At 68.5% G+C, this 22,589-nt stretch carries 20 protein-coding genes; 8 read left to right on the plus strand and 12 right to left on the minus strand.

The genetic code is table 11. The features are described 5' to 3' along the window. Positions 1-197: 197 nt before the first annotated feature. Genes RN607_RS08140 through RN607_RS08150 form a run of 3 tightly spaced genes read right to left on the minus strand, consistent with a single transcriptional unit; the run spans position 198 to position 2,507 of the window. On the minus strand, positions 198-719 hold the full coding sequence (locus RN607_RS08140) for an O-acetyl-ADP-ribose deacetylase (protein ID WP_313541751.1): 522 nt from the start codon (positions 717-719) through the stop codon (positions 198-200). Between the two features lie 7 nt (positions 720-726). Beyond that, positions 727-873 carry a methionine/alanine import family NSS transporter small subunit gene (locus RN607_RS08145; protein WP_313496088.1) on the minus strand — a complete coding sequence of 49 codons (147 nt, stop codon included), beginning with the start codon at positions 871-873 and terminating at the stop codon, positions 727-729. Next, positions 870-2,507, minus strand: coding sequence for a sodium-dependent transporter (locus tag RN607_RS08150; RefSeq protein WP_313541754.1), 1,638 nt, complete (start codon positions 2,505-2,507; stop codon positions 870-872). The genes RN607_RS08145 and RN607_RS08150 overlap by 4 nt, the downstream gene beginning before the upstream one ends. Positions 2,508-2,679: 172 nt before the next feature. On the opposite strand from RN607_RS08150, the gene RN607_RS08155 reads away from it, so the two are divergent. Together RN607_RS08155 and RN607_RS08160 are read left to right on the plus strand one after the other, a co-directional pair. Then, entirely contained in the window at positions 2,680-3,477 is a 798-nt protein-coding gene (locus RN607_RS08155; RefSeq protein WP_313541757.1) for an alpha/beta fold hydrolase, read from the plus strand. A gap of 95 nt (positions 3,478-3,572) precedes the next feature. Beyond that, positions 3,573-3,881 (plus strand): single-stranded DNA-binding protein, encoded by a 309-nt coding sequence (locus tag RN607_RS08160; RefSeq protein WP_313496094.1) that lies wholly within the window; start codon positions 3,573-3,575, stop codon positions 3,879-3,881. 443 nt (positions 3,882-4,324) lie between these two features. Here RN607_RS08160 and RN607_RS08165 read toward each other — a convergent pair whose 3' ends face one another. From RN607_RS08165 to RN607_RS08175, 3 genes are all read right to left on the minus strand, one after another. Continuing rightward, positions 4,325-5,821, minus strand: coding sequence for an HNH endonuclease signature motif containing protein (locus RN607_RS08165; protein WP_313541760.1), 1,497 nt, complete (start codon positions 5,819-5,821; stop codon positions 4,325-4,327). Positions 5,822-6,271: 450 nt separating this feature from the next. Beyond that, positions 6,272-7,840: a DEAD/DEAH box helicase gene (locus RN607_RS08170; protein ID WP_313541763.1), complete on the minus strand. Its 1,569-nt coding sequence runs from the start codon at positions 7,838-7,840 to the stop codon at positions 6,272-6,274. 318 nt (positions 7,841-8,158) lie between these two features. After that, the gene (locus RN607_RS08175; RefSeq protein WP_313541766.1) at positions 8,159-8,719 is read right to left on the minus strand and encodes an HAD domain-containing protein; all 561 of its coding nucleotides are present in this window, start codon (positions 8,717-8,719) and stop codon (positions 8,159-8,161) included. A 170-nt stretch (positions 8,720-8,889) separates the two neighbouring features. Between RN607_RS08175 and RN607_RS08180 the strand changes: the two genes are divergently transcribed. From RN607_RS08180 to RN607_RS08200, 5 genes are all read left to right on the plus strand, one after another. Further along, positions 8,890-9,318, plus strand: coding sequence for a hypothetical protein (locus tag RN607_RS08180; RefSeq protein WP_313496101.1), 429 nt, complete (start codon positions 8,890-8,892; stop codon positions 9,316-9,318). Positions 9,319-9,473: 155 nt separating this feature from the next. After that, positions 9,474-10,412, plus strand: coding sequence for an NAD(P)H-binding protein (locus RN607_RS08185; protein ID WP_313541768.1), 939 nt, complete (start codon positions 9,474-9,476; stop codon positions 10,410-10,412). Between the two features lie 158 nt (positions 10,413-10,570). Then, a complete protein-coding gene (locus RN607_RS08190; RefSeq protein WP_313541771.1) occupies positions 10,571-11,212 on the plus strand; it encodes a TetR/AcrR family transcriptional regulator in 642 nt (213 codons plus the stop codon). Between the two features lie 21 nt (positions 11,213-11,233). Next, complete coding sequence (locus RN607_RS08195; protein ID WP_313541774.1) at positions 11,234-13,645, plus strand: glycoside hydrolase family 2 TIM barrel-domain containing protein; 2,412 nt, start codon at positions 11,234-11,236, stop codon at positions 13,643-13,645. Positions 13,646-13,696: 51 nt separating this feature from the next. Further along, complete coding sequence (locus tag RN607_RS08200; RefSeq protein ID WP_313541777.1) at positions 13,697-14,056, plus strand: VOC family protein; 360 nt, start codon at positions 13,697-13,699, stop codon at positions 14,054-14,056. Positions 14,057-14,366: 310 nt separating this feature from the next. Here the strand turns inward: RN607_RS08200 and RN607_RS08205 are convergent, their stop codons facing one another. The 3 genes from RN607_RS08205 to RN607_RS14675 form a co-directional block, all read right to left on the minus strand. Next, entirely contained in the window at positions 14,367-14,765 is a 399-nt protein-coding gene (locus RN607_RS08205; RefSeq protein ID WP_313541779.1) for a hypothetical protein, read from the minus strand. Then, positions 14,755-15,312 (minus strand): hypothetical protein, encoded by a 558-nt coding sequence (locus RN607_RS08210; protein WP_313541782.1) that lies wholly within the window; start codon positions 15,310-15,312, stop codon positions 14,755-14,757. Before RN607_RS08210 ends, RN607_RS08205 begins: the two co-directional genes overlap by 11 nt. A 127-nt stretch (positions 15,313-15,439) precedes the next feature. Then, positions 15,440-15,778 (minus strand): DUF2510 domain-containing protein, encoded by a 339-nt coding sequence (locus RN607_RS14675; protein WP_376784142.1) that lies wholly within the window; start codon positions 15,776-15,778, stop codon positions 15,440-15,442. Positions 15,779-15,976: 198 nt separating this feature from the next. Between RN607_RS14675 and RN607_RS08215 the strand changes: the two genes are divergently transcribed. Next, complete coding sequence (locus RN607_RS08215) at positions 15,977-17,083, plus strand: type I restriction endonuclease (RefSeq protein ID WP_313541785.1); 1,107 nt, start codon at positions 15,977-15,979, stop codon at positions 17,081-17,083. 71 nt (positions 17,084-17,154) lie between these two features. Here the strand turns inward: RN607_RS08215 and pheT are convergent, their stop codons facing one another. The 3 genes from pheT to RN607_RS08230 form a co-directional block, all read right to left on the minus strand. Next, entirely contained in the window at positions 17,155-19,773 is a 2,619-nt protein-coding gene (pheT, locus tag RN607_RS08220; RefSeq protein ID WP_313541788.1) for a phenylalanine--tRNA ligase subunit beta, read from the minus strand. 1 nt (position 19,774) lies between these two features. Continuing rightward, positions 19,775-20,863 (minus strand): phenylalanine--tRNA ligase subunit alpha, encoded by a 1,089-nt coding sequence (pheS, locus tag RN607_RS08225; protein WP_313496118.1) that lies wholly within the window; start codon positions 20,861-20,863, stop codon positions 19,775-19,777. 219 nt (positions 20,864-21,082) lie between these two features. After that, positions 21,083-22,588 (minus strand): diguanylate cyclase domain-containing protein, encoded by a 1,506-nt coding sequence (locus RN607_RS08230; protein ID WP_313541791.1) that lies wholly within the window; start codon positions 22,586-22,588, stop codon positions 21,083-21,085. Position 22,589: the final 1 nt, after the last annotated feature.

Raw genomic sequence — 22,589 nt, forward strand, 5'->3', positions numbered from 1 at the left:
CGCGGACGGACTGCCGAGGTCGTGCCGACGGGACCACTGGTCGTCATGCCGTCGCTGCCCGCCGATCACTTGCCGGTCCCCCGCTCCTCGCGCCGGTCCCCCGCTCCTCGCGCCGGCCCCCCGCTCCTCGCGCCGGTCCCCCGCTCCTCGCGCCGGGCCCCCGCATCTCGCGCCGGGCCCGCGGGCGCGTACGGTCGTCAGCCGCGCCGCTCAGCAGCCTCGAGAGCCGCTCGCAGCACGGCTTCGTCGCCTGTGGAGAACGCAGTGAGGATCACGCGCGCCACGGACGTGGCCCTCGGGAGGTACGCCCTCACCTCACGCACTGCGATCTGTGCCGCGAGCGCGGCCGGGAACCCGTAGATGCCCGTGCTGATCGCAGGAAACGCGATCGACGTCAGGCCCTCCGAGTCCGCGAGCGCGAGCGATTCGCGATAGCAGGAGGCGAGCAGCTGGGACTCACCATGGCCACCGCCGCGCCAGACCGGCCCGACGGTGTGGATCACGTGGCGTGCGGGCAGCCGGTAACCCCGGGTGATCCGCGCGTGACCGACAGGACACCCGCCGAGCGTGCGGCACTCGTCGAGCAGCCCCGGACCTGCGGCGCGGTGGATCGCGCCGTCGACGCCGCCGCCACCGAGCAGCGACGTCTTCGCGGCGTCCACGATCGCGTCGACGTCCAGTGTTGTGATGTCGACGCACCGGACGGTGACAGCGCCCACGGCAGCCTCACTCGTCGGGGGGCGGGTCGTCCTCGCCACCGTCCGGCATGTGCGAGTTCTCCGGGCGCCGCACGAGGGCGACGGCGGAGGCGGTGAGCCCTCCCCAGATGACGACCATGGAGGCGATCATGAGCAGCAGCGACGCGGCGCTCACGGCGTCTCCCCGTCATCGTTCCTGGGCACAGGCCGGTACCGCTCAGTCGCCTTGACTCCGATCCGATCCGGCAGACCGAGTTGCGCGCGCGACGGCCACAGGTGCGGATGCTCGACGTCCTTGTGCCACCGCAGCCATGGCATCACGACGGCGACCAGGGCGATGAAGGCGATCGTCCCCCACCCAAAGGTAATGATGTAGCAGGTGGGATAACCTCCGTAGCCATCCTTGGCGAGTGAGACCGCCTTCGACACGAACATGTAGATCAGCAGCAGCGTGACGACGTTGACCAGCGCAGGCCAGTACCTCCCCGGTCGGATCGTCGACACGGCGGCGAGGTGCCGTTCGAGCTCATGGCCGCGGCGTCCGAACCAGAGCGCGGCGGCGATCATGGCGATGGCGCCTGCCACGATGCCCAGCTGATTGGACCACTGGTCCACCGTGTCGAGAAGGAAGAGGCCAGTCGAGCTGGAGAAGCCGACGATGGACAGTGCGGCGGAGACGCAACCGACGGCGACGGCCGTCGTGCGCGAATTCCATCCGAACTTGTCCTGGAACGCCGCCGAGATGGTCTGCATCACGGAGATCAGCGACGTCAGCCCCGCGAGGACGAGCGAGGCGAAGAACATGGCGCCGAAGAGCTGGCCGCCCGGCATCTGGGCGATGACAGCGGGGAACGTGACGAAGGACAGGTTCACCCCATCGATGCCCTGGAGGTCCGATACGCCGACCCCCTGCACGTGTGCCAGGTATCCGAGCGTCGCGAACACCGCCAGGCCGGCCAGCAGGGAGAAGGAGCTGTTGCCGAACGCCACCACCAGCGCAGGGCCTGTCACGTTCGACCTGCGGCGGCGATAGGAGGCGTACGTGATCATCACGCCGTAGGCCAGTGACAGCGAGAAGAAGACCTGCCCGTAGGCCGCTATCCACACGTCAGGATCTGTGAGGACCGAGTAGTCGGGTGTGAACAACGCCTCGATCCCGTCGGTCGCGCCGGGCAGGAACAGCGCACGCACCGCGAGGATCCCGAACGTCACGACCAGGAGCGGGATGCCCACCACGTTGAGCCGTTCGACGCCCTTATGGATGCCGAGCGCGAGGATCGCGATGGTGAGCGCCCACACCAGCACCAGCGGCAGGGCGACGCCGGGGACGATGTGTGCGGAGAGCGTTCCTGGCTCACCCAGCTGCAGGTATTGGGACGCGAAGAACTGGGCCGGGTCATCGCCGTAGTCGAGCCTGAAGCTGAACCAGAAGTAGCTGAGGGACCAGGCGATGATCGCCGTGTAGTACAGGCCGATCACGAAGCAGATCGCCACGTGGAACCAGCCCACGCCTTCGGCGGAGCGATGCACGCGTCGCATGGCCAGCGGCGCGGAGCCACGGAAGCGGTGACCGATCGCATTCTCGAGGAAGAGGATCGGGATGCCTGCGGTGAGCAGCGCGAGCAGGTACGGGATCATGAACGCACCGCCGCCGTTCTCGTACGCCTGTCCGGGAAAGCGCCAGATGTTCCCGAGGCCGACAGCGGATCCGATGGCGGCGAGGATGAACGCGGTCTGACCGCTCCAATGCTCGCGGCCCTGAGGCGGTGCGGAGCCGGCGGGCGCCGCTTCGACGTTCGGCTCTGCCATCAGGAACCTCCCTCGTACCGCCCGGACCCGGTGCGTGCGGGCCGTTGGGTCTCACGCTAGCCCCGACCCTGGACACTCGCCCGCCGGCCTGTGGACACATGAGCGTGCGATGACGGCGCGACCCGGGACCTTCGCACGAACTCGCGCGTCGTCGCGTGGCTAGCGTGTGGCCATGCACATCGTCGAGCGAGGTTCCGGCACCCCCATCGTCCTGATCCACGGGTTCGGGGTGGACCATCGCGTCCTCACCAGCCTGGACGATGTGATCGCGAACGCAGGTGGTTGGCGTCGCCTCTACGTGGATCTCCCGGGGCACGGCCGTTCCGCCGGGGACGGCGTCTCCAGCACGGATGAGGTCTCTGAGGCGGTGAAGGCCGCGATCCAGGATCGCCTGGGCGACGCGGCGTTCGCTGTGATCGGCAACTCCTTCGGCGGGATGATCGCCCGACGAGTGGCTCACGACCTGCGCGACCGGATTCTCGGCCTCGCGACGGTGGCGGGGGTGTTCATCGCGTCGGTGGACGACCGCACAGTCCCGGAACGGTCGCTCGTGCTGGAGGACGCCGCGTTGGTCGAGTCGCTGGGCGACGCCGGTGGAGCCTTTGCGGACATGGCGGTGGTCCACACGGCGGAGAACGCCCAGGCGTTCCTCCGGCACGTGCAGCCGGGGTTGGAGGCCGCGGACCAGGCCACGATGGACAGGATCGCGGACGAGTACGGATTCGCCGAGGAGCCGGAGGAGGAGTCGCCTGATCCGTTCACGGCACCGTCCCTGTTCCTCATGGGACGCCAGGACCATGTTGTCGGATACGAGGACGCGTGGGCTCGGCAGGCCCATTACCCTCGCGCGACCTTCGCGACGCTCGACTCGGCCGGCCACAACGTCCACCTGGAACGCCCTGAGGTGGCGAATGTCCTGATGCTGGACTGGCTGCAGAGGATGCGGGCCGAGGCGCAGCGCACCGCCTGATTCCCCCGATCGCCCGCGTGGCTCACAGACGTCATCCGTCTGTCGATTGCTCGACTAGGTTCTGGTGTGTACCCCGGCCTGGAGGAGCAGAGAAGATGACCTATGTCGCGACGGGGCGAGCAGCCTCCGAGCTGGAGCATCACGGACTTCCCGGCGGCGAGCCGATCTGCACGTTCCAGTTGGCGTGCACTCGACGCGACAGGTCGGGCACGCTTCAGACCGACTGGTTCACGGTCCGCATGGTGGGCGACGACGCGATCGCGGGACGCGACCTGGTGAGGCTCGGGGTCGAGCTGGTGGTCACCGGCACCTTGCGCGCCGCACCGCGCGCAGTGGGCAGCACATCGTCGTCGTGGATGCTGATCGACCTGGCTTCGTTGGCACTGCCGCCGACCGGCCCCTGACAAGAACAGATGTGCGCTTCACGTCGCCCCACCTGATGACTCGCCGGACCGCGAGGTTCAGTGACAGCGGCAGCTCGGCGGAGGTATCGTGAAGGCAGCGTCTCGCTCTTGGCAATGGTGGCATCAGCCGCCGATCCAGGACGGGGCGCTTCTTCGTCCCAACGTGGGGCAACCGGGTGACCGGGACTCCACGTTCCGGCTCCCGGCCATCATCAATGGAAGGAGTCAGTGATGTTCAAGTTCCTCGCCGGTCTCGCAGGCCCGAGCAACGGCTACACGCACCTCCCGGCACCGGTTCTCGATGAGATCGCCGCTGCCATGGAGGCCACGTCGAAGACCGACATCCGTTAAGGACCGGTCACACCGGGGCGCCGCCTCGTCCGTGCGAGACGACGCACCTGTCCCATCCCGACTGGTCGCGCACAATGGCGTGCCGACACCAGTCAGCGTGCGAGAGCCGGCGATGCGGGTCCCACGCACGCATGACGCAATTCGGATCCATGCAACCGCGCGCCGCCAGGCAGCAGCCCAGCCCCCCGCGCCCGTTCACCGCTCTGCAGGCGTTCACCGCTCCCCAACCGTTCGCCGCTCTGCAAGCGTTCACCGCTATGCAACCGTTCACCGCTTTGCAACTGTTCACCGCTCTGCAACCCCGCGCGCACACGCTCGGCGTCCACGCGCGATTGCGCCTCCCATAGACGGACCATGTCGTCATCGCGGAAGTTGTCCACTCCCGGAGGCTGCGAGGCTCGAAGACCTGCAAGATCCCAGGCGGCGACCCCGCCGGTGATCGCATCACCCTCGTCGTGGAGCTCAGGCGGTGGCGTGAACTTGACCTCGCCCTTGTCGGCGTCGATCCGCCAGCCGTCTCGGTGCACATCATGATGACAGCGCGTGCAGAGCATCACCCCGTTGGTGAGATCTGTCCGGCCACCATGCTCCCACCCGATGATGTGGTGCGCCTCGCAGTGTTCGGGAGGAGCGTGGCACTTCGCACAGCCTCCGTCGCGCTCGAGGAGCGCGAGGCGTTGCGCGCGGGTGAAGAGTCGTCGTTCGCGCCCCAGCTCGAGCACCTCTCCGTCGCCTCCGAGCACCTCTGGCACCACTCCGGCATCGCCCGCCAGTCGGCGCAACTCGCGCACAGACACGGGTTGCCGAATGCCATCGATGCTTCCGAGTCCCTCACCGCGCTCCAGGTCGGCGAGGGTCATGCGGATCACCATCGTGGTCCGCACGCCCGACTGGGCCGTCTGAGCGCATCCGAGCGCGTGGCGCGCGAGCTCGAACAGGGCATCAGCACGAATCTGGCCGACAGTGCGCGTGTCCCGCGCGACCGGCGCCTCATCACGGCCCTGACGCCGGATGCCCCTGGTGGTCATCTGCTCGAGCACACTGATGACGGGCGCGGCAGTCACCGCATCGAGCTGCCCGTGGAGCGTCACGACCCCGTCATGGCCCTGCTTCCACCACAGGTAGCGCTCCTCGTGGTTCTTTCGCTCGCGTCGTTCATGCTCACGCGCGTCGACTCGTGCCACAGCACGCGCGACCATGGTCTGCACCTCATGCGCGGACCTCGCGGCCGCACCTGAGACGAGCCTGCGCTCAAGGTCAGCCAGGTATTCGCCGTCGACGCTCTCAGCGACCGAGTTCAGTCCGGCGACGATGAGGCCCGCGGCGTCGACCGACAGGTCTCCGGCAAGCGAGGCGCGCGCCACCTCGGGGCACTTCGGCCCGGGAGAAGGATCCGTAGGAGGGTGGCCTGCAGCCAACTCGTCGGAAGCGCCGCGCGCGAGATCGCGGACGTCCCCAGGCATCGAAACGCCTGATGGCGCAGCGTCGGCGTCGGAACCGGCTGCGATCTGGCGCGGCGCGAAGGCCTCCCCCGCGGCTATCGCGCGGCGCGCGCTCGCAAAGGAGCCGCCTCGCACCTGGGAGATCATCCGGCTCGCGTCCCCATAGCCCTCGCGACGCGCGAGGCCGCCGCCCGGCAGATCCGGCGCAGAACGCCTGGCGATCTCCCCCGCGACGCGTGAACCGAACGCGCCGACGAGGCGCTCGAGCCGCGCGACGGCATGCGTCAGATCGAGCAGCTGGGCCTTGGTCAGGGAGGCGATGTCACGCTCGGCGAGCGCACGCACCTGCGCGCTCGCCCGCTCGACATCTACCGTCCCGATCACCATGGGTACATCCCATCAGAACGGTCTGACATTTCGGACATCTCAGACGTCCGGAGCGAGCCCGCGAGCCCACGAGACTTCGAACCTTCGCGCGCGCAGGCGCCCGGGAGCGTCCGGGCACGAGCCCACGAGACTTCGAACCCGCGAGCGCAGAGGGTGCGGGCGCGACGCGCCGAGGCCCGGCGACCTCACGGTCACCGGGCCTCGAGTCGATCAGCGTCCGCGGCGGCGTCCGCCCGCGCTGAACGATGCTGCGCTGGCGTGACCACCGGCATGGCGCGACTGAGTCTGCGCCGACGCACGGGTGCGTGCACCGCGGCCTTGCGGGGCGTGCCCCTGCGACTGCTCGGCGGCGCCGCGGTCACGGCTCTCGCCGCGTCGTCCACCCGCCTGCTGCGGGCGTGCCGCACGGGCCTGACCCTGCGCGTCGTCCCGACGAGGCCCACGGCCACCGCCGGCACCACCGTCACGCCCCCCGCCCTCGCGTCCGGCGGCGCCACGGCCAGCACCGGCGCCACGGCCTGCGCCAGCGCCGCGACCGCTGCCCTGGGAGCGTCCACGACCTCGGCCCCCACCCTGAGGCTGCTTGGCCTCGACCGGGCTGGGCTTGACGTACGGCGCGACGTCGCCGATCAACGCGACGACCTGCTTGGACTCGGCGTTGACGGCCTGCGGCTCGACCGTGATGTTGGCCTTGCGCAGCAGCTGCTGCGTGTCGCGGCGCTGCTCGGGGGTGACGATCGTGACCACGTCGCCCGAGGAACCTGCACGCGCCGTCCGACCGGAGCGGTGCAGGTAGGCCTTGTGCTCGGCAGGCGGGTCCACATGGATCACGAGCTCGATGCCGTCGACGTGAACGCCGCGGGCGGCGACGTCGGTCGCGACGAGCACCTTCACCTGGTCGCCCGCGAATGCGGCAAGGTTGCGGTCACGCGCGCCCTGCGACAGGTTGCCGTGCAGGTCGACGGCGGGGATGCCGTCCATCGTCAGCTGCTTGGCGAGCTTCTTTGCCTGGTGCTTGGTGCGCATGAAGAGGATGCGGCGGCCGGTGCCCGAGGCGAGCGCCCGGACCACGTCGCGCTTCGCGTCGGCCCCGGTGACGTGGAACACGTGGTGCGTCATCGCGTCGACGTGGCTGTCGGCGCTGTCCACCGAGTGCGTGACGGGGTTGTTGAGGAACTTCTTGACGAGCTTGTCCACGCCGTTGTCGAGCGTGGCGGAGAACAGCAGGCGCTGTCCGCGGGCCGGGGTGGCGCTCATGATGCGGGTGACGCCGGGCAGGAAGCCCAGGTCGGCCATGTGGTCGGCCTCGTCGAGCACGGTGATCTCGACCTGGTCCAGGGACACGATGCCCTGCTTCATGAGGTCCTCGAGACGGCCGGGGCACGCGACGGCGATGTCGACGCCGCGGGCCATGGCGGTCTCCTGACGACGCTGGTTGACGCCTCCGAAGATCGTGGTGGTGCTCATGCCGTATGCCTTGGCGAGCGGCGCGATGACCGCGTCGATCTGGGTGGCGAGCTCACGCGTCGGCGCGAGGATGAGCGCGCGGGGACGGCCGGGGCGGGCCTTGCCGCCCTTGGCGCCCAGGCGGGCGGCGACGGGCAGCGAGAACGCGAGGGTCTTGCCGGAGCCGGTCTTGCCGCGGCCGAGGACGTCGCGGCCGGCGAGCGTGTCGGGGAGGGTGTCCTGCTGGATGGGGAACGGGGTGAGCTTGCCCTCGCGCTCGAGCACGGTGGTGAGCTGCTGGGGCACGCCGAGGTCGGCGAAGTGGATGGCCATGGGAAGCCTTTCGGGCTTGGTGCCGGACGCACGCAGGCGTGCGCTGTCTGTCCGTGGAGATCACGGCACCGGCAGTGGTGGCGAAGCGCGAAGGTGTCCGCGTTCGTTCGCCGAAGAGAGGATTTCTACGAGCCGCGCGGGTGTCTGGGGACTTGGCGCTGGCGAGAAGGAGAAGCAATCTGCGACGCATGCAGGGCCGATGGCGGCGGCTGCACGGGTGCAAGAGTATCAGACGCGCTCTTCGACGTCCGTAGCGGGGACGATGCGGCCGCGGCTGCAGCCGCGCTACAGCTGCGGCGGCGGCGACGCGGGCGACGGCTACAGCGGCGAGGGCGACGCGGGCGACCGCGACGCGCCGCGCACGAACTCCTCGATGTGGTCCAGGTGCTCGGGTTCGAGGCCGCGGTCGGGTCGCGGGCACACCGTGAGCAGGCGTCCGCCCGGCCAGCGCTCGGGAGTGGGCAGCCCCGTGTCAGCGATCTCGTCGCGCCACCCGTCGATGAGGTCGTCGACCCAAACGACCGCGTCATGGACGGCGACGGCCTCGCGCGCACGGTCCGCCTTCCACCAGCCTGCCTCCGCGAAGGCGCCGCCTCCATCACCCTCGAGGCAAGGCCAGTCCTGGCCGAGCCCGATGATCGGCCCGAGCAGCGTGGCAGCTCGGCTCCCCCAGGTCGTGCACCACATCGGCTGGACCCCAGGCAGGTCGGTGAGCACGGCCAGGCGCTCGATCATCGCGTCGGACCAGCGGATCTCGATGTCCCGAAGCACGGGGGCGATTCTAGACGTCGCGGCGGGCCAGTGCGCGAGCCGCTCACCCGGGGTGACGTACGGGAGCACCACGCCGTCGACGTCCATCAGGATCGCCACCTGCGTCATCGTGCCGCTCCGATCGTGAGGTGAGGCGGCAGACCGTAGCCTGGGCCCCACGTGTCAAAGGTCCTAGCCGAACGCGGCTACGCTCACACCCGCAACGCCGCGGCCGATGGGATCGACGATACGTGTGCACCCGGCGGGCCGCCAGGCCCCCGGCACATCGAGGAGACCCCATGGACGCACCGACGCTCACCCCAGGCTCGCCGTTGGCGAAGCTGGGCCAGACTGCGTTCCAGTACGGCCATTCGCTGGAGACGCTCACCGGCACGCCGTTGGAGCAGGTGCAGCGCACGGCACGACTGTCGGCTTGGCTCGTGTCGCAGGGCGTGTCCCCGCTGATCATCTCCACGCCGTCGGCCGACCACGCGGTGAGCATGCGCACCGTGCTCACGGAGCACTGGATCGAGCCGCACGCGTGCTGGGTCGCCTCGCCGCCGGTGGGCACGCCTGCGTTCCCGTCGAGCTGGGTGATCGTCGCGCTGGATCCCGACGACATCGATCGCACCCGGCCCCTGCCCGACGGCACCGAGCCGCACGTGATCTACACCGCGAGCGGCATCCTGCGGGTGGTGCTGAACCACCCGATCCTGGGCCCGCGCTGACCCGTCGCCGAGGCCGCGCTGACCCGTCGCGCGCGTCGACCCGTCGTCGGCCTCTGCGGGAACTCCCTGCAAATCGGGGACCAAAGGGCGAGACACCTCACTTGGACACCTGCCTACGATCGAGTCATCCGAACCGATCACAGGAGGTCACCGACATGGGCAAGCTCGTCATCTGCGGAGTGGACGGAAACTTCGGAGGCTACGCCGCCAGCGTCCTGCGGGAGCTGGTCCCTGCTGACAGGATCCGCGTCACGGCACCGACGCCCGACGCGCTCGCCGAGTACCAGGCCGCCGGCATCGAGACCGCGGTCACCAACTTCAACGATCCCGACGGACTGGTCGCCGCATTCACGGGCGCGGACAAGGTGCTGGTGATCTCGATGCCGTTCGTGGGCCCCAAGCGTCGGGCCGCGCACAAGAACGCCGTGGACGCCTGCATGGCGGCCGGTGTGCGCCAGGTGGTCTACACGTCGCTCGTGAACGCGACGGACCCCGAGAACCCCAGCATCGAGAAGATCGACCACGCGTGGACCGAGGCCTACATCCAGGCCACCGATCTGGATTACGTGTTCCTGCGCAACTCGCAGTATGCGGAGGCGATGATCACCGCCTACCTCGGATCAGTGCCGATGGGCGCGATGGCGAACAACGCGGGCGAGGGCCTGATGGCCTTCATCTCCCGCAAGGACTGCGCCCGCGCCGCCGCGCATGTGCTGGCCAACCCGTATCTGCACCACCTGGCGCTCAACATCAATGGCGCCGAGGCGATGACGATGGCCCAGTTCTGCGGGTATGGCAACGCAGCGACCGGCAACGACATCCCGTTCCGCGAGCTGACGGATGAGCAGCAGTACGAGGTGTTCGACGCGATGGGCGTGCCGCGCACCACGGACGGCGAGTTCAAGGACGGCTCCGAGGCACCGTTCTCCTCTGAGGGCATGGTGACGTTCGGCGAGGCGATCCGCATGGGCAAGATGGCAGTGCACTCGCTCGACTACACCGTGGTCACGGGCCGCAGGCCGATCACCGTGGCAGAGATGTTCGCGGACGCCGACAGCTTCCAGGTGGGCGCACGCCACTCGGTGGACGCGTAGCCGCACCCGACAGCCCCACCCCACTGCCGCACCTTCGAAGGGCGCGCGCCGGCACAGCCCGGCGCGCGCCCTTCGCCGCCTCTTGACACCTGCACGTCCCGGCACGATCATGAAATTCCCTCAAGTGCTGGATTTTCGATGGAGACGGGCGGGAGACCATGAGCGCAGACGACGCGACGCGTCCGCTCCGTGCGCGCACCCGCGGCCCGTACAAGAGGTCCGCCGAGACCCGCGCGAGCATCCTCGCCGCCGCCACCGACGTCTTCACCGAGCTGGGCTACCGCGCAGGCTCCATGCGGGAGATCGCCCGCCGTTGCGGCGTGGACCAGTCGACCGTGCTGCACCACTTCCCCGACAAGTCCGCCCTGCTGCTCGAGCTGATGACGGACCGCGACCGGCAGGCGGACGCCGTGCTGGCTGCGCAGCATGCCGACGCGCCCGAGCAGATCCCGCAGGCGGCGCTCGCGCTCGCCCGGCACAACGCCGGCACACCGGGGATCATCGAGCTCTACACGCTGCTGGCCGCCGAGTCCGTGACCCCCGACCATCCCCTCGGCGAATTCTTCCGCGCACGGATCGCGCGTGTCCGCGGCGCGTTCGAGGACTGGTTCACGCGCATGGCCGACGCAGGCCTGCTGCGCGACGGCGTGGACCCCGCCTTCGCCGCCGCCTCCTTCCTGGCCCTGTGGGAGGGCGCGCAGCTGCACTGGCTGATCGACCCCGACGGCGTCGACGTCGTCGCCCTGCTGGAGGATCACCTCCGCCTGCTCCTTCACGAAGACGTGCTCCCGAGCACCTGAGAGACAAGAAGGCACTACCTCATGGCACGCATCCCCCTCAACGACGAGTGGACGTACCGACACCCGACGGGGCCGTTCGCAAGCATCGCCGGCGGACCCGAGACGCTGGGGACCGTGCGTCTGCCGCACGACGCCCTTCGCGACGAGGTCCGCTCGCCCGACGTGCCCTCCAAGGGCGCCAGCGCCTACCACCCCGCCGGCGCGTACACCTACGAGCGCACGCTGGACGTGCCCGCCGAGTGGGAGGGCAGGACGGTCCAGCTCGAGGTGCAGGGTGCGTTCCGACGCGCGCAGGTGTTGCTCAACAACGAGCTGGCGGGCATCAGGGCCGACGGATACGCGAGGTTCTTCGTGGACCTCACCCCGTACCTCGCGTACGGCACGGCGAACGCGCTGCGCATCGAGGTGCGCTCGGGCGAGGACTCCCGCTGGTACTCGGGCGCCGGCCTGCACCGGCCGGTGCTCCTGCACGTGGACCAGCCGGTGCGGGTCGTCACCGACGGCATCGCGGTCGTGACGGAGCGGGTCGAGCAGGACCAGGCCGTCGTCTCAGTCGCCACATCCGTCGTCAACGACACCCGGGCGACGCGCACCGTCCGCGTGAAGACGACGGTGACCGACGCGTCGGGCGCGCAGGTGGAGGGCGACTCCACGCCGCTCACCTTGGCTCCCGGAGAGACGTCCCTGGTACGGCAGCACCTGTACATCGCGGACCCGGCGCTGTGGGGGCCCGACAGCCCCACCCTGTACACCGCGTCGGTCGCACTCGATGACGAGCCGCCGGTGGTGACGACGTTCGGCATCCGCACCCTCACCGTGGACCCGCGGAGGGGGCTCAGGATCAACGGCGAGGAGGTGCTGCTGCGCGGCGCCTGCATCCACCACGACAACGGCCCGCTGGGTGCCGCAGGGATCGGCCGTGCCGAGGAGCGGCGCATCGAGCTGCTGAAGGAGGCCGGGTTCAACGCGATCCGCGCCGCGCACAACCCCGTCTCCCCCGCCATGCTCGACGCCTGCGACCGCGTCGGCATGCTGGTGATGGACGAGGCCTTCGACATGTGGACGCGGTTCAAGACGCCGTACGACTACGCCGCGGACTTCCCCGTGTGGTGGGAGGCGGACATCGAGGCGCTGGTCACGAAGGACCGGAACCACCCGTCGGTGATCATGTACTCGATCGGCAACGAGATCGTGGAGACGGGCACGCCGCACGGCGCACGCTGGGCCAGGCGGCTGGCTGAGAAGGTGCGGTCGATCGACCCGACGCGGCCCGTCACCAACGGCGTCAACGCCCTGCTGGCGGTGATCGACGAGATGCCGCAGATCATCGAGGCGCTGGGCGGCCTGAACGCGCTGATGGCCGACGAGAGCGCCTTCGCGAAGGTGTCGAGCACGGAGAACGCGACCGTGCGGATCGAGGAGTCGTCGTCCGTGCTGGACGTGCTGGGACTCAACTACGCCGAGTCGCGTTATGCCGCGGACCGCGAGCTCTTCCCGCACCGCGTGCTGGTGGGGTCGGAGACTTTCGGCGGCGAGATCGGGCGCCTGTGGCCGATGGTGATGGCCAGCCCGAACGTGATCGGCGACTTCACGTGGACCGGCTGGGACTACCTAGGCGAGGTGGGCATCGGCTCGACGATATACGCGGGCGACGACAAGGCGTCGGGCCAGCTGGAGCGCGAGTTCCCGTACCTCACGGCCTGGTGCGGCGACATCGACATCACCGGTCATCGCCGCCCGCTGTCCTACTACCGGGAGATCGTCTTCGGTCTGCGAACCGAGCCGTACATCGCCGTGCTGCGCCCCGAGTTCCATGGGCGCGAGATCGTCAACCCGTCGATGTGGGCGTGGAGCGACTCCGTGTCCTCGTGGACGTGGCACGGCTACGAGGGCAAGCCGGTGACCGTGGAGGTCTATGCGGACGCCGACACGGTGTCGCTGGAGCTCGACGGCACGGAGATCGCACGCGGAGCCGTCGGTGAGAGGAAGCCGATGCTGGCCGTCCTGGAGACGACATACCAGCCTGGCTCGCTCGTGGCCGTAGCGTTCCGGGACGGCGTGGAGGTCGGGAGGACGACGCTCACGACGGCTTCCGCCCCGAGGCTCACCGCGTCCGTGGACCGGGCCGAGCTGTCGGACTCGGACGACGAGCTGGCGTACGTGGCGATCGAGCTGCGGGACGCCTCCGGCGTCCTTGCCGCTGACTCGGTGGCGTCCGTGACCGTGACCGTCGAGGGTGCGGCGGTGCTGGCTGGCATGTGCTCGGCGAACCCGTGCACGCAGGAGCGTTTCGACGCCTCCACGTGGACGACGTTCGACGGCCGTGCGCTGGCCGTTCTCCGTCCTGCCGGCACGGGCTCGGCGAAGGTGACCGTGACGGCGGATGGACACGAGGACGTGGTGCTGGACCTTACGGTGGCTTCGGTCGGCTGACGGCGTGGCTTCGGTCGGCTGACTGCCGCCCGGCGCGATTAGCCTGAAGCCATGGCGGTCACCGGAATCGGCGGGCTCTTCTTCCGCAGTCATGACCCTGAAGGGCGTGCGGCCTGGTATCGGGAGCATCTGGGCATCGATGCGGGCGCCGAAGGCTCGGACGCGGTGTGGCAGCAGGAGGCGGGCATGACCGTCTTCGCGCCGTTCAGCCCTGACAGCCCGTACTTCGACGCGGACCAGCCGTTCATGCTCAACCTCCGTGTGACCGGACTGGACGCGATGCTCGCCCACTTCGACGGCGCCGGCATCGCCGTGGAGCGGCAGCCGGACTGGGAGACCGAGTACGGGCGCTTCGTGCGCATCCACGACCCCGAGGGGCTGCCGATCGAGCTGTGGGAGATGCCGAAGTAGGAGCTGAGCCAGCGCGACGAGCGAGCACCCGCCCTTCTGGGGGGTGACTCAGACGGCGTTGCCGACTAAGCGGTAATCCACCCCCACCGCTGAGCACGCATCGAGGGCCGGCGGGGCCGGGCGCGGCGCAGCCTGCGCCGCAGGCGCGCCCCGCCCCGGTACGGCACCTGCGAACTCCTGCCACCCGAGCGGGCAAGTGTCCGGCGAACCCGGAACCGCCCCGAAGCCAGCCGCTATCGAATGGCCGGAGGGGTCTGGATGGCATGACGAGTTACGTCGCAGATTCGACTGAAGAGCGCGCTCCGCGCGCCTAGAACGGAAGGTCGCCGTCGTCGATAGCCAACGGAATCGCTCCAAGCGCTTCGGCAACAACGGCGTCAACATCGAGCGCGTTTCTCCGTGCCGCAACGAAGAGATCCTCAATGAGCGCGCTAAGACGGTTCGCGTGCACCAACTCGCGATCCCACGACGATTCGTTCTCCACCAGGCTGGTCACGGCGGAGTCAACCACTACACCGCCGAAGTTCAACAGCCGAATCTCGAAGGGTTGGATGCCATCGTTGTCCTTGCTGCGAACCACGACAGTCGCGGTCCCGAGAGAGCATTCGTACGACGTATTGCTCGTCGCATCCCAACTGACCCTCTTAGCCTTGGTCGCTTCAAGCAAGCGTGCCGCGAGAGTCTCCAGCGGGTTCACTTCATCGGCCACGGCCACCGCCTCCAATCTTGATCTTCATAGGCCAGTACAACTCGCGCAGGTCTTCACGGGCACCGCGATCAGGCACCGTGAGGTCGAGTGGCGGCTTCACCCGAAGCTCGCCGTTCGCCTGCCGGACGATACTGCAGACCGTACCAATGTGGCCTTCGGCAGAAGCCGTGATGGTTGCAAGCGTTGCCTTGTGACGCCGCTTGATCTTCTCTGCTGCTTCACGAGCCGAAAGTGCCGCGCGCCGGACGTCGTCGGAAGGAATACTCGTCACCACCCGCATCCCGACCAGTTCGAACGCTCGTCGGTCCCACTGCAAGAGGGCCACGCGCGCTGCCTGAGGCTCATCGTTTGCAACGGCCCTGTCGAGTTCCGCCTGCAATTCAAGCAACTCGGAATACTGTGCAAGGACTGCATACTCGGCAAGCCGGGAAGTCGTGTACTCCGTCGCCCTACGCGTTGCCAGCACAACCCGTCCAGTGCGCCATATCTGGAAGATGGCAATCGCCAGCCCTAACAGCGATGCGTAGGCGGCAGTAGTCTCGATCAACGCGACCCCCCTCGCAAAACCAGGCTGTCCTCTCGCATGAGTACAACTTAGCGAATCGGCACCCGACCCGATGCGGCTGGATTGGCAACTAGCGGAATTCGCCAGGCCCTTCGGCACGGGAAACGAATTAGGAAGCCATGCTGAGTGCGTAGCCAAACATCATCAGTATGAGTAGACCAATCGCTACAACCGCCAATGCCGCAACAATCCGACCGACGCCGCGCAGCGAGCCGCGCGTTTGGTCGCTCGTGTTCGCGACCGACGGCACTGGCTCAGCTGACTTCGTGTGGTCGGTCCAATTCGCGCCGTCCCACCAGCGGCTAGTGGAAGGGTCGTTCGGATCGTTATACCAGCCCGCTTCGGGTGATTGTGACACTTGTGGCTCCCTCATTCGTGACGTGGTTCGTAGCGTCACCCTAGCCCGCATTAGTCCTTCACATGCGGCCTGCGGCCTGCAGGTACACATTCACCCGCACGGGCGATGGGTCTGCCACGAGTTCCGTTGACTCTCGTCAACGGAACTCGTGGCAGACCCGTATGTGACCAGCCGATCGATCGCGTCTTCCGTTGCTCGTGCACGGCAGGGGCGCCAGCCGGGTCGCCCCAGACTCAAGTGCAACACTTCAGGTTCCGATAATGTCTGAGCAACCGAAGGGGGCGAACGATGGAGTTCGAAGACAGGCTCGCAGCGCTTGCGAGCAAGGTACGTGACCAGAAGGACGCTATCCAGACTGAGGAAGCGACCAAGAACGCGTTCGTGATGCCGTTCATCGCGACAATCCTCGGCTACGACGTGTTCAATCCGCTCGAGGTGGTACCAGAGTTCAACGCGGACGTCGGCACCAAGCGGAACGAAAAGGTCGATTACGCGATTCTGCGCGAACGTGACGTCCAACTACTTATCGAGTGCAAGCGGTCATCGGGCGCGTTGACCATTGAGCACGCGTCGCAGCTCTTTCGCTACTTCTCGGTCACAAATGCACGCATCGCGGTGTTGACGAACGGCCAGGTCTACAACTTCTACACCGACCTGGACGTGCCCAATCGCATGGACGACAGGCCATTCCTGGTGCTTGATCTTCTCGACATCGACCCGACCTTGATTCCAGAGCTGAAGAAGCTCTCCAAGGACGTCTTCGACATCGACTCCGTCATCAACGCTGCCGAGGAGCTCAAGTACGTCGGGTCGCTGAAGAGGGCCATCTCCGCCGAGTTCAAGAGTCCGAGCGAGCAGTTCGTTCGCCTACTCACTAGCCAGGTCTACGACGGTCGCTTCACGCAGGAGGTCCGAGGACAGTTCACGGCTCTCGTGTCGAAGGCTTTGCGGCAGTTCACGAGTGAGCAGGTAAACGACCGCCTCAAGACCGCGCTCGGTGCGTCGTACACCGCACCCACACCGTCGGCCACCGACGTACCCGAGGCCACCGTCGAGAGCGCGCCCGTGGTCGAAGAGGACCTCACTCGTGACCCCGATATCGAGACGACGCTTGAGGAGCTCGAGGGTTTCCAAATCGTGAAGGCGATCGCGTGCGCCGAGGTGAAGCCCCAGCGGGTCGTCCACCGTGACGCCAAGAGCTACTTCGCGGTCCTTCTGGACGACAACAACCGGAAGCCGATCGCGCGACTTTGGTTCAATAGCAAGAAGCAGAAGTACCTGGGACTTCTCGATGCAGATAAGAACGAAACGCGCGTTCCAATCGACAGCCTCGAGGACATCTATCTGCACATCGACACGATCCGCGCGACTGTGCGCCGCTATCTCAACTCATAGGCGGCAACAGCGCAAAGCGAAAGGCCAGCCGACGCGACAGCCGGCTGGCCTTTCGCTTGACGGCTCGCGCTCTACCTCAGCACCGCCCCGAACTCCTCGCCCGCCGCCGCGATGATCGCCTCGCGCACCGCGAGCACCTCATCAGCACCGAGCGTCCTATCCGCAGCACGCATCACGACGTTCACGGCCAGCGACTTCTTGCCCTCGCCGATCTGCTCGCCCGTGTAGACGTCGAACACGTGAGCGTCCTCGACCAGCTCGCCGCCAGCAGCCTTCACGGCCGCCACCAGCTCACCTGCGGGCACGTAGTCGGCCACGACGAACGCGAAGTCCTCCTTGGCCAGCACCTGCTGCGACACGGGCGTCGCGGGCGCGATGCGCCCGTCCGACTCCTCGATCATGTCGTCCAGGATCACCTCGAAGCCCACGGTCCGTGCAGGCAGGCCCAGGTTCTCGCACACCTTCGGGTGCATCTCCCCTGCCACACCCACCGGCGTGCCGTCTGCCAGGCGGAACATGGCCGCACGGCCCGGGTGCATCGGCATGACCGACAGCCCCTCGAACGGCTCACGCGACACCGACAGCTCCACGCCGCACGCCGCCGCGACCTTGTTCACCATGGCGATGGCGTCGGTCCAGTCGAACGGCTCCGCGCCGTGGTTCCACGCCGCAGGTACGCGGTTGCCGGCCATGATGCCCGCCGCACGTCGCGGCTGACCCGGCAGCGCCTCGTTGAGGCGCTCCACGTCGTCCGGCGTGATCGTTGAACCCGAGAACGACGTGGGCACGTTGCCGATGCGGTCCGCACGGTACGCGCGACCGATCTCATAGATCGCCACATCCTGCGCGCCACGGCCCAGATTGGTCTTCACGGCGTCGATCAGCGTGGCGGTCAGCCCGGTCCGCATGAGCGGCATGGCCGCCGAGAGCGGGTTGGCCAGACGCACCGCCTGCACACGACGGATGTCATCGGCCGGCACCAGCATGTCGTCCAGACGCTGCTCCGACATGAACGGGTACGTCAGCACCTCGGTGAGGCCCGCCTCGGCCAGCGTGCGCGCCACCGAACGGCGCACCTTCTGGCTGTGCGTCAGGCCACGCCCCGGGGGCGCCACCGGCAGCACGGACGGCAGGTTGTCGTAGCCCTCCAGGCGTGCGACCTCCTCCACCAGGTTCACCGGCGACTCCAGGTCGGGGCGCCACGTGGGAGGCGTGACGGTCAGCTTGGTGCCGTCCTCCACCACGGTGCAGCCCACCTGCTCCAGCGAGTCGACCACGACGTCCTGGCGGTACTCCACGCCGACGATCGTGCCGGGGAACGTCGCATCCATGACGATGGGGCGCACCGGCTCCACGGTGTTGACGTCCGTGTAGATCTCCTCGATCTCACCGCCGCCGAACTCCTGCATGAGCCTCAGCGCGCGCTCGATCGCGTGCGGCGGCAGCGCCGTGTCCACACCACGCTCGAACCGGCGCGATGCCTCCGAGCCCAGACGATGCCGGCGCGCGGTCCGCGCGATGGTCACCGGATCAAAATGGGCCGCCTCCAGCAGGATGTCGGTGGTCGAGTCGGAGATCTCCGTCTCCAGACCGCCCATGACGCCCGCCAGACCGATCGCACGGGCGCCGAGCCCGTCCTTGGAGTCCGTGATCAGCAGGTCCTCGGCGTGAAGCTCGCGCTCCACGTCGTCCAGCGTGGTCAGCCTCTCCCCCGGACGCGCGCGACGCACCTGGATGGGTGCGTACAGCGTCCCCAGGTCGTAGGCGTGCAGCGGCTGGCCGAGCTCCAGCATCACGTAGTTGGTGACGTCCACCGCCAGGGAGATGGGCCGCATGCCCGCCTGGTCCAGACGACGCTTCATCCACGTGGGGCTCGGAGCCTTCGGGTCGAAGCCGCGCAGGATCCGTGCCGCGAAGCGGTCGCAGCCCACGCGGTCACGGATCGGTGCAAGGTCGTCGATGTCGATCTCGAAGCCCGCGCCGCGCTTGCCCGACACCGGGATGGCGGCAGGGTCGCGCAGCGGCTGACCCGTGGAGTGCGAGTACTCGCGCGCCACGCCGCGCACCGAGAACGAGTAGCCGCGGTCCGGCGTCACGTTGATCTCGATGGTCTGCTCGTCGAGCCCCAGCAGCGGGATCGCGTCGGCACCAGGCACCAGCGCCTCGTCGGGCACGGAGGCGCCCGCGAACACGGCGGACTCCCCCGACGGGGACTTCAGCACGATGATGCCCGAGTGGTCCTCACCCAGGCCCAGCTCCTTCGCGGAGCAGATCATGCCGTCGGACCAGTGGCCGTACGTCTTGCGCCCCGAGATGGGGAACGGGCCGGGCAGCGTGGCGCCGGGCAGTACGACCACCACGAAGTCGCCCGCGACGAAGTTGTGGGCTCCGCAGACGATGCCGCGGCTCTCCGGGTACTCGTCCTTGTTGTCAGGCTTGTGGCCGGGGCCGGCAGGGTCGTTGTGAGAGCCGACGTCCACACGGCAGTAGTTGATGGTCTTGCCGTTGGACTGCTCCTCCTTGACGAGCGAGAGCACGCGGCCGATCACGAGCGGGCCCGCGACGGAGCCGCCCTCGATGCCCTCCTCCTCGAGGCCCACCTTCACCAGCGCGGCGGAGACGTCCTCGGCGGTCGAGCCGGGCAGCAGGTCGATCGACTCCTCGAGCCACTTCAGCGGAATCTTGGGCATGTCAGATCTCCATCCCGAACTGCTGGGAGAAGTGCACATCCCCCTCGACCATGTCACGCATGTCCTTCACACCGTGGCGGAACATGAGGGTCCGCTCGATGCCCATGCCGAACGCGAAAGCCGTGTACTCGAACGGGTCGATGCCTGCAGCGATCAGCACGTTCGGGTGCGTCATGCCGCAGCCGCCCCACTCGATCCAGCCGGTGCCCGAGCACGTGCGGCAGGAGGTGTCCTCGCCGCCGCACACGAAGCAGCGCAGATCCATCTCCGCGCTCGGCTCCGTGAACGGGAAGAACGACGGACGCAGACGCGTCACCGCGTCGGGCCCGAACAGCGAGCGCGCGAACGCGTCCAGCGTGCCCTTGAGGTGCGCCATCGTCAGGCCCTTGTCCACGGCCAGGCCCTCGATCTGGTGGAAGACCGGCGTGTGGGTGGCGTCCAGCTCGTCGGTGCGGAACGTCTTGCCGGGACAGACGACGTAGATGCCGCGCCCCTCCTTGACCAGCGCCTCACGGCGATCGAGCGCCGCACGCACCTGCACCGGCGACGTGTGGGTGCGCAGCAGCAGACCCGACTCCGGCGGGTCGATGAAGAACGTGTCCTGCATCTCCCGCGCAGGGTGGTCGGGATCGAAGTTGAGGGCGTCGAAGTTGAACCACTCCGCCTCCATCTCCGGGCCCTCGGCCACCTCCCAGCCCATGGCGACGAACGTGTCGCACATGGTCTCCTGCATGGTCTCCAACGGGTGGCGAGCACCCTGCAGCCCACGAGCCACCGGGAGCGTCACGTCGACGGTCTCCTCGAGGAGCACGCGGGCGTCGCGCTCCGCCTCCAGCTCCTCGGTGCGGGCCGCGAGCGCCCTGCCCATGGCGGCGCGCGCGGCACCCATGGCCTGGCCCGCCGTGGCCTTGTCGGAGGGCTCCACGTCCTTGATGGCGCGGTTGGCGAGCGTCAGCGGCGCCTTGTCGCCCGTGTGGGCGAGTCGCGCGTCCTTGAGCTCGTCGAGGGTGGTGGCGGCGGCGAAGGCGGCGAGCGCCTCGTCGACGGCCGCCTGGACGCCTGCGGCGTCGAGCGGAGAGAGGTCGGTCATGGCTGCTTTCCTTGAGGGAATGTCCGTGCGGGAGTCTACCGGGGCGCGCGGGGGCGGCATCGCGGCCGCGCGTGAGGGCTCAGGCCCGGCGGTCCTCGCCGGGCCTAGATAAAGACGCCGCCGGCGCGAGGCACGGCGGTGGCCGCACGGTGCGCGGCGGGCACGGAGGAGCGCAGGGCCACCAGGGACCTCACGGCGCTCGACTGCATGCTCACGCGGTCAGGGTAGCAAGGCGTCGCCCTCGTACGCCACGCCCTTCTCCTCGCGTCGTCCCTTCACCATGGCCTCGTCGGCCGCACGCAGCAGACGGTCCAGGCGATACTCGCCGCCCGAGGTCTCGGCCCATCCCGCGCTCACGCCCACCTCGAGCTCCTCCGGGACGTTCGCGTGCAGCGTCAGCTCCGCCGCCGCGCGCAGCCTCTCCACGGCCTCCCCCGGCGGCTCCTCGCGGCTCAGCCAGTGCACGAAGGCGAACTCGTCACCGCCGATGCGCGCCACCACGTCCCGTGGTCCCGCGTTCCACGCCAAGCCGTCGCCCACGGCGCGCAGAGCGTCGTCTCCCCCGTCATGGCTCACCAGGTCGTTGACCTGCTTGAAACCATCCAGATCGAAGATCGCGACGACCACCTGCGAGCCGCGACGACTCGCCGCACGCAGCACGTCCGACCCCCGCACCATGAAGTGGTGCCGGTTGGAGAGCCCCGTGACGGCGTCGGTACGGGCCCGCAGCGAGATCTCCCCCACCGGGCGTCGCAACGCCCAGGCGAGCACCGCGAAGCCGAGCACCAACAGCAGGACGACGACGGTGTAGGTGCTCATCGTGCTCGCCACGGCCGACGCGGCGGGAACCACGTCCTCCGCGTTGGCGCACAGCACCAGCGTCCAGCTGAGGCCTGCCGCGCTGTCCACCGTGCGCACGTAGTAGACCCACGTGCCGTCCCGGACCACCTGGCCGTCACGCGTCGCCTCGGGGACGATGCCCTCCGGCACCACCACGTCCTGGCCCGCCACGAGCGTGCCGTCGTCCGCGTAGAGGCCGACCGTCCCCACCTCGTACGCCTGCGTGCCGCTCAGCTCGTCGTCGAAGACCGAGAGGTCGATCGACGCCTGCACCGTGGCCACCAGCTCGCGGTCCGCGTTGTAGACCGAGAGCCGACTGGGGATCGCCATCTCGCCTGAGGTACCCAAGGGCTTGGGGCCCAATCTCACGATCTTGCCCACGGGAACCTGCTCGAGCGCGTCGACCATGTGCAACGGCGGGTCGTCGACCGGGGTGGACTTGGCGAACGTCGGGTCGAAATGGATCGCCGACACCACGCCGTCAGCAGTCCTCTGCACCACCACGTACCCGTCGGGAACACCATGGATGCTGGAGATGGATCCGTCGGCGGCCTGCACCTGCAACGAGCCGATCGCGTCGAAGCCGAGCATCGCCGTCGCGAGCATCGTGATCACCTCGCCGTCCGCAAGGAGCTCCGGATCGGCATAGATGCCCGACTGCAGGGCCGTGAGCACCAGCACAGCGGGCTGCGCCACCTCGGAGAGCTGCGCCGCAGCCGTGTCACCGATCACCTGCACGGCATCAGATGTGATAGCGCGCGACTCGTCGCGCACATCCGCACCGACATACAGCGACGAGAGCGCGATGAGCACGAGCGTGAGCACCGCGACCCCGATGATCCATGCCAGCGGGTCGCGCAGGCGACGCAGCTCCGTGCGGGCCATG

The sequence above is a fragment of the Demequina capsici genome (assembly GCF_032102965.1).
Lineage (GTDB): Bacteria > Actinomycetota > Actinomycetes > Actinomycetales > Demequinaceae > Demequina > Demequina capsici.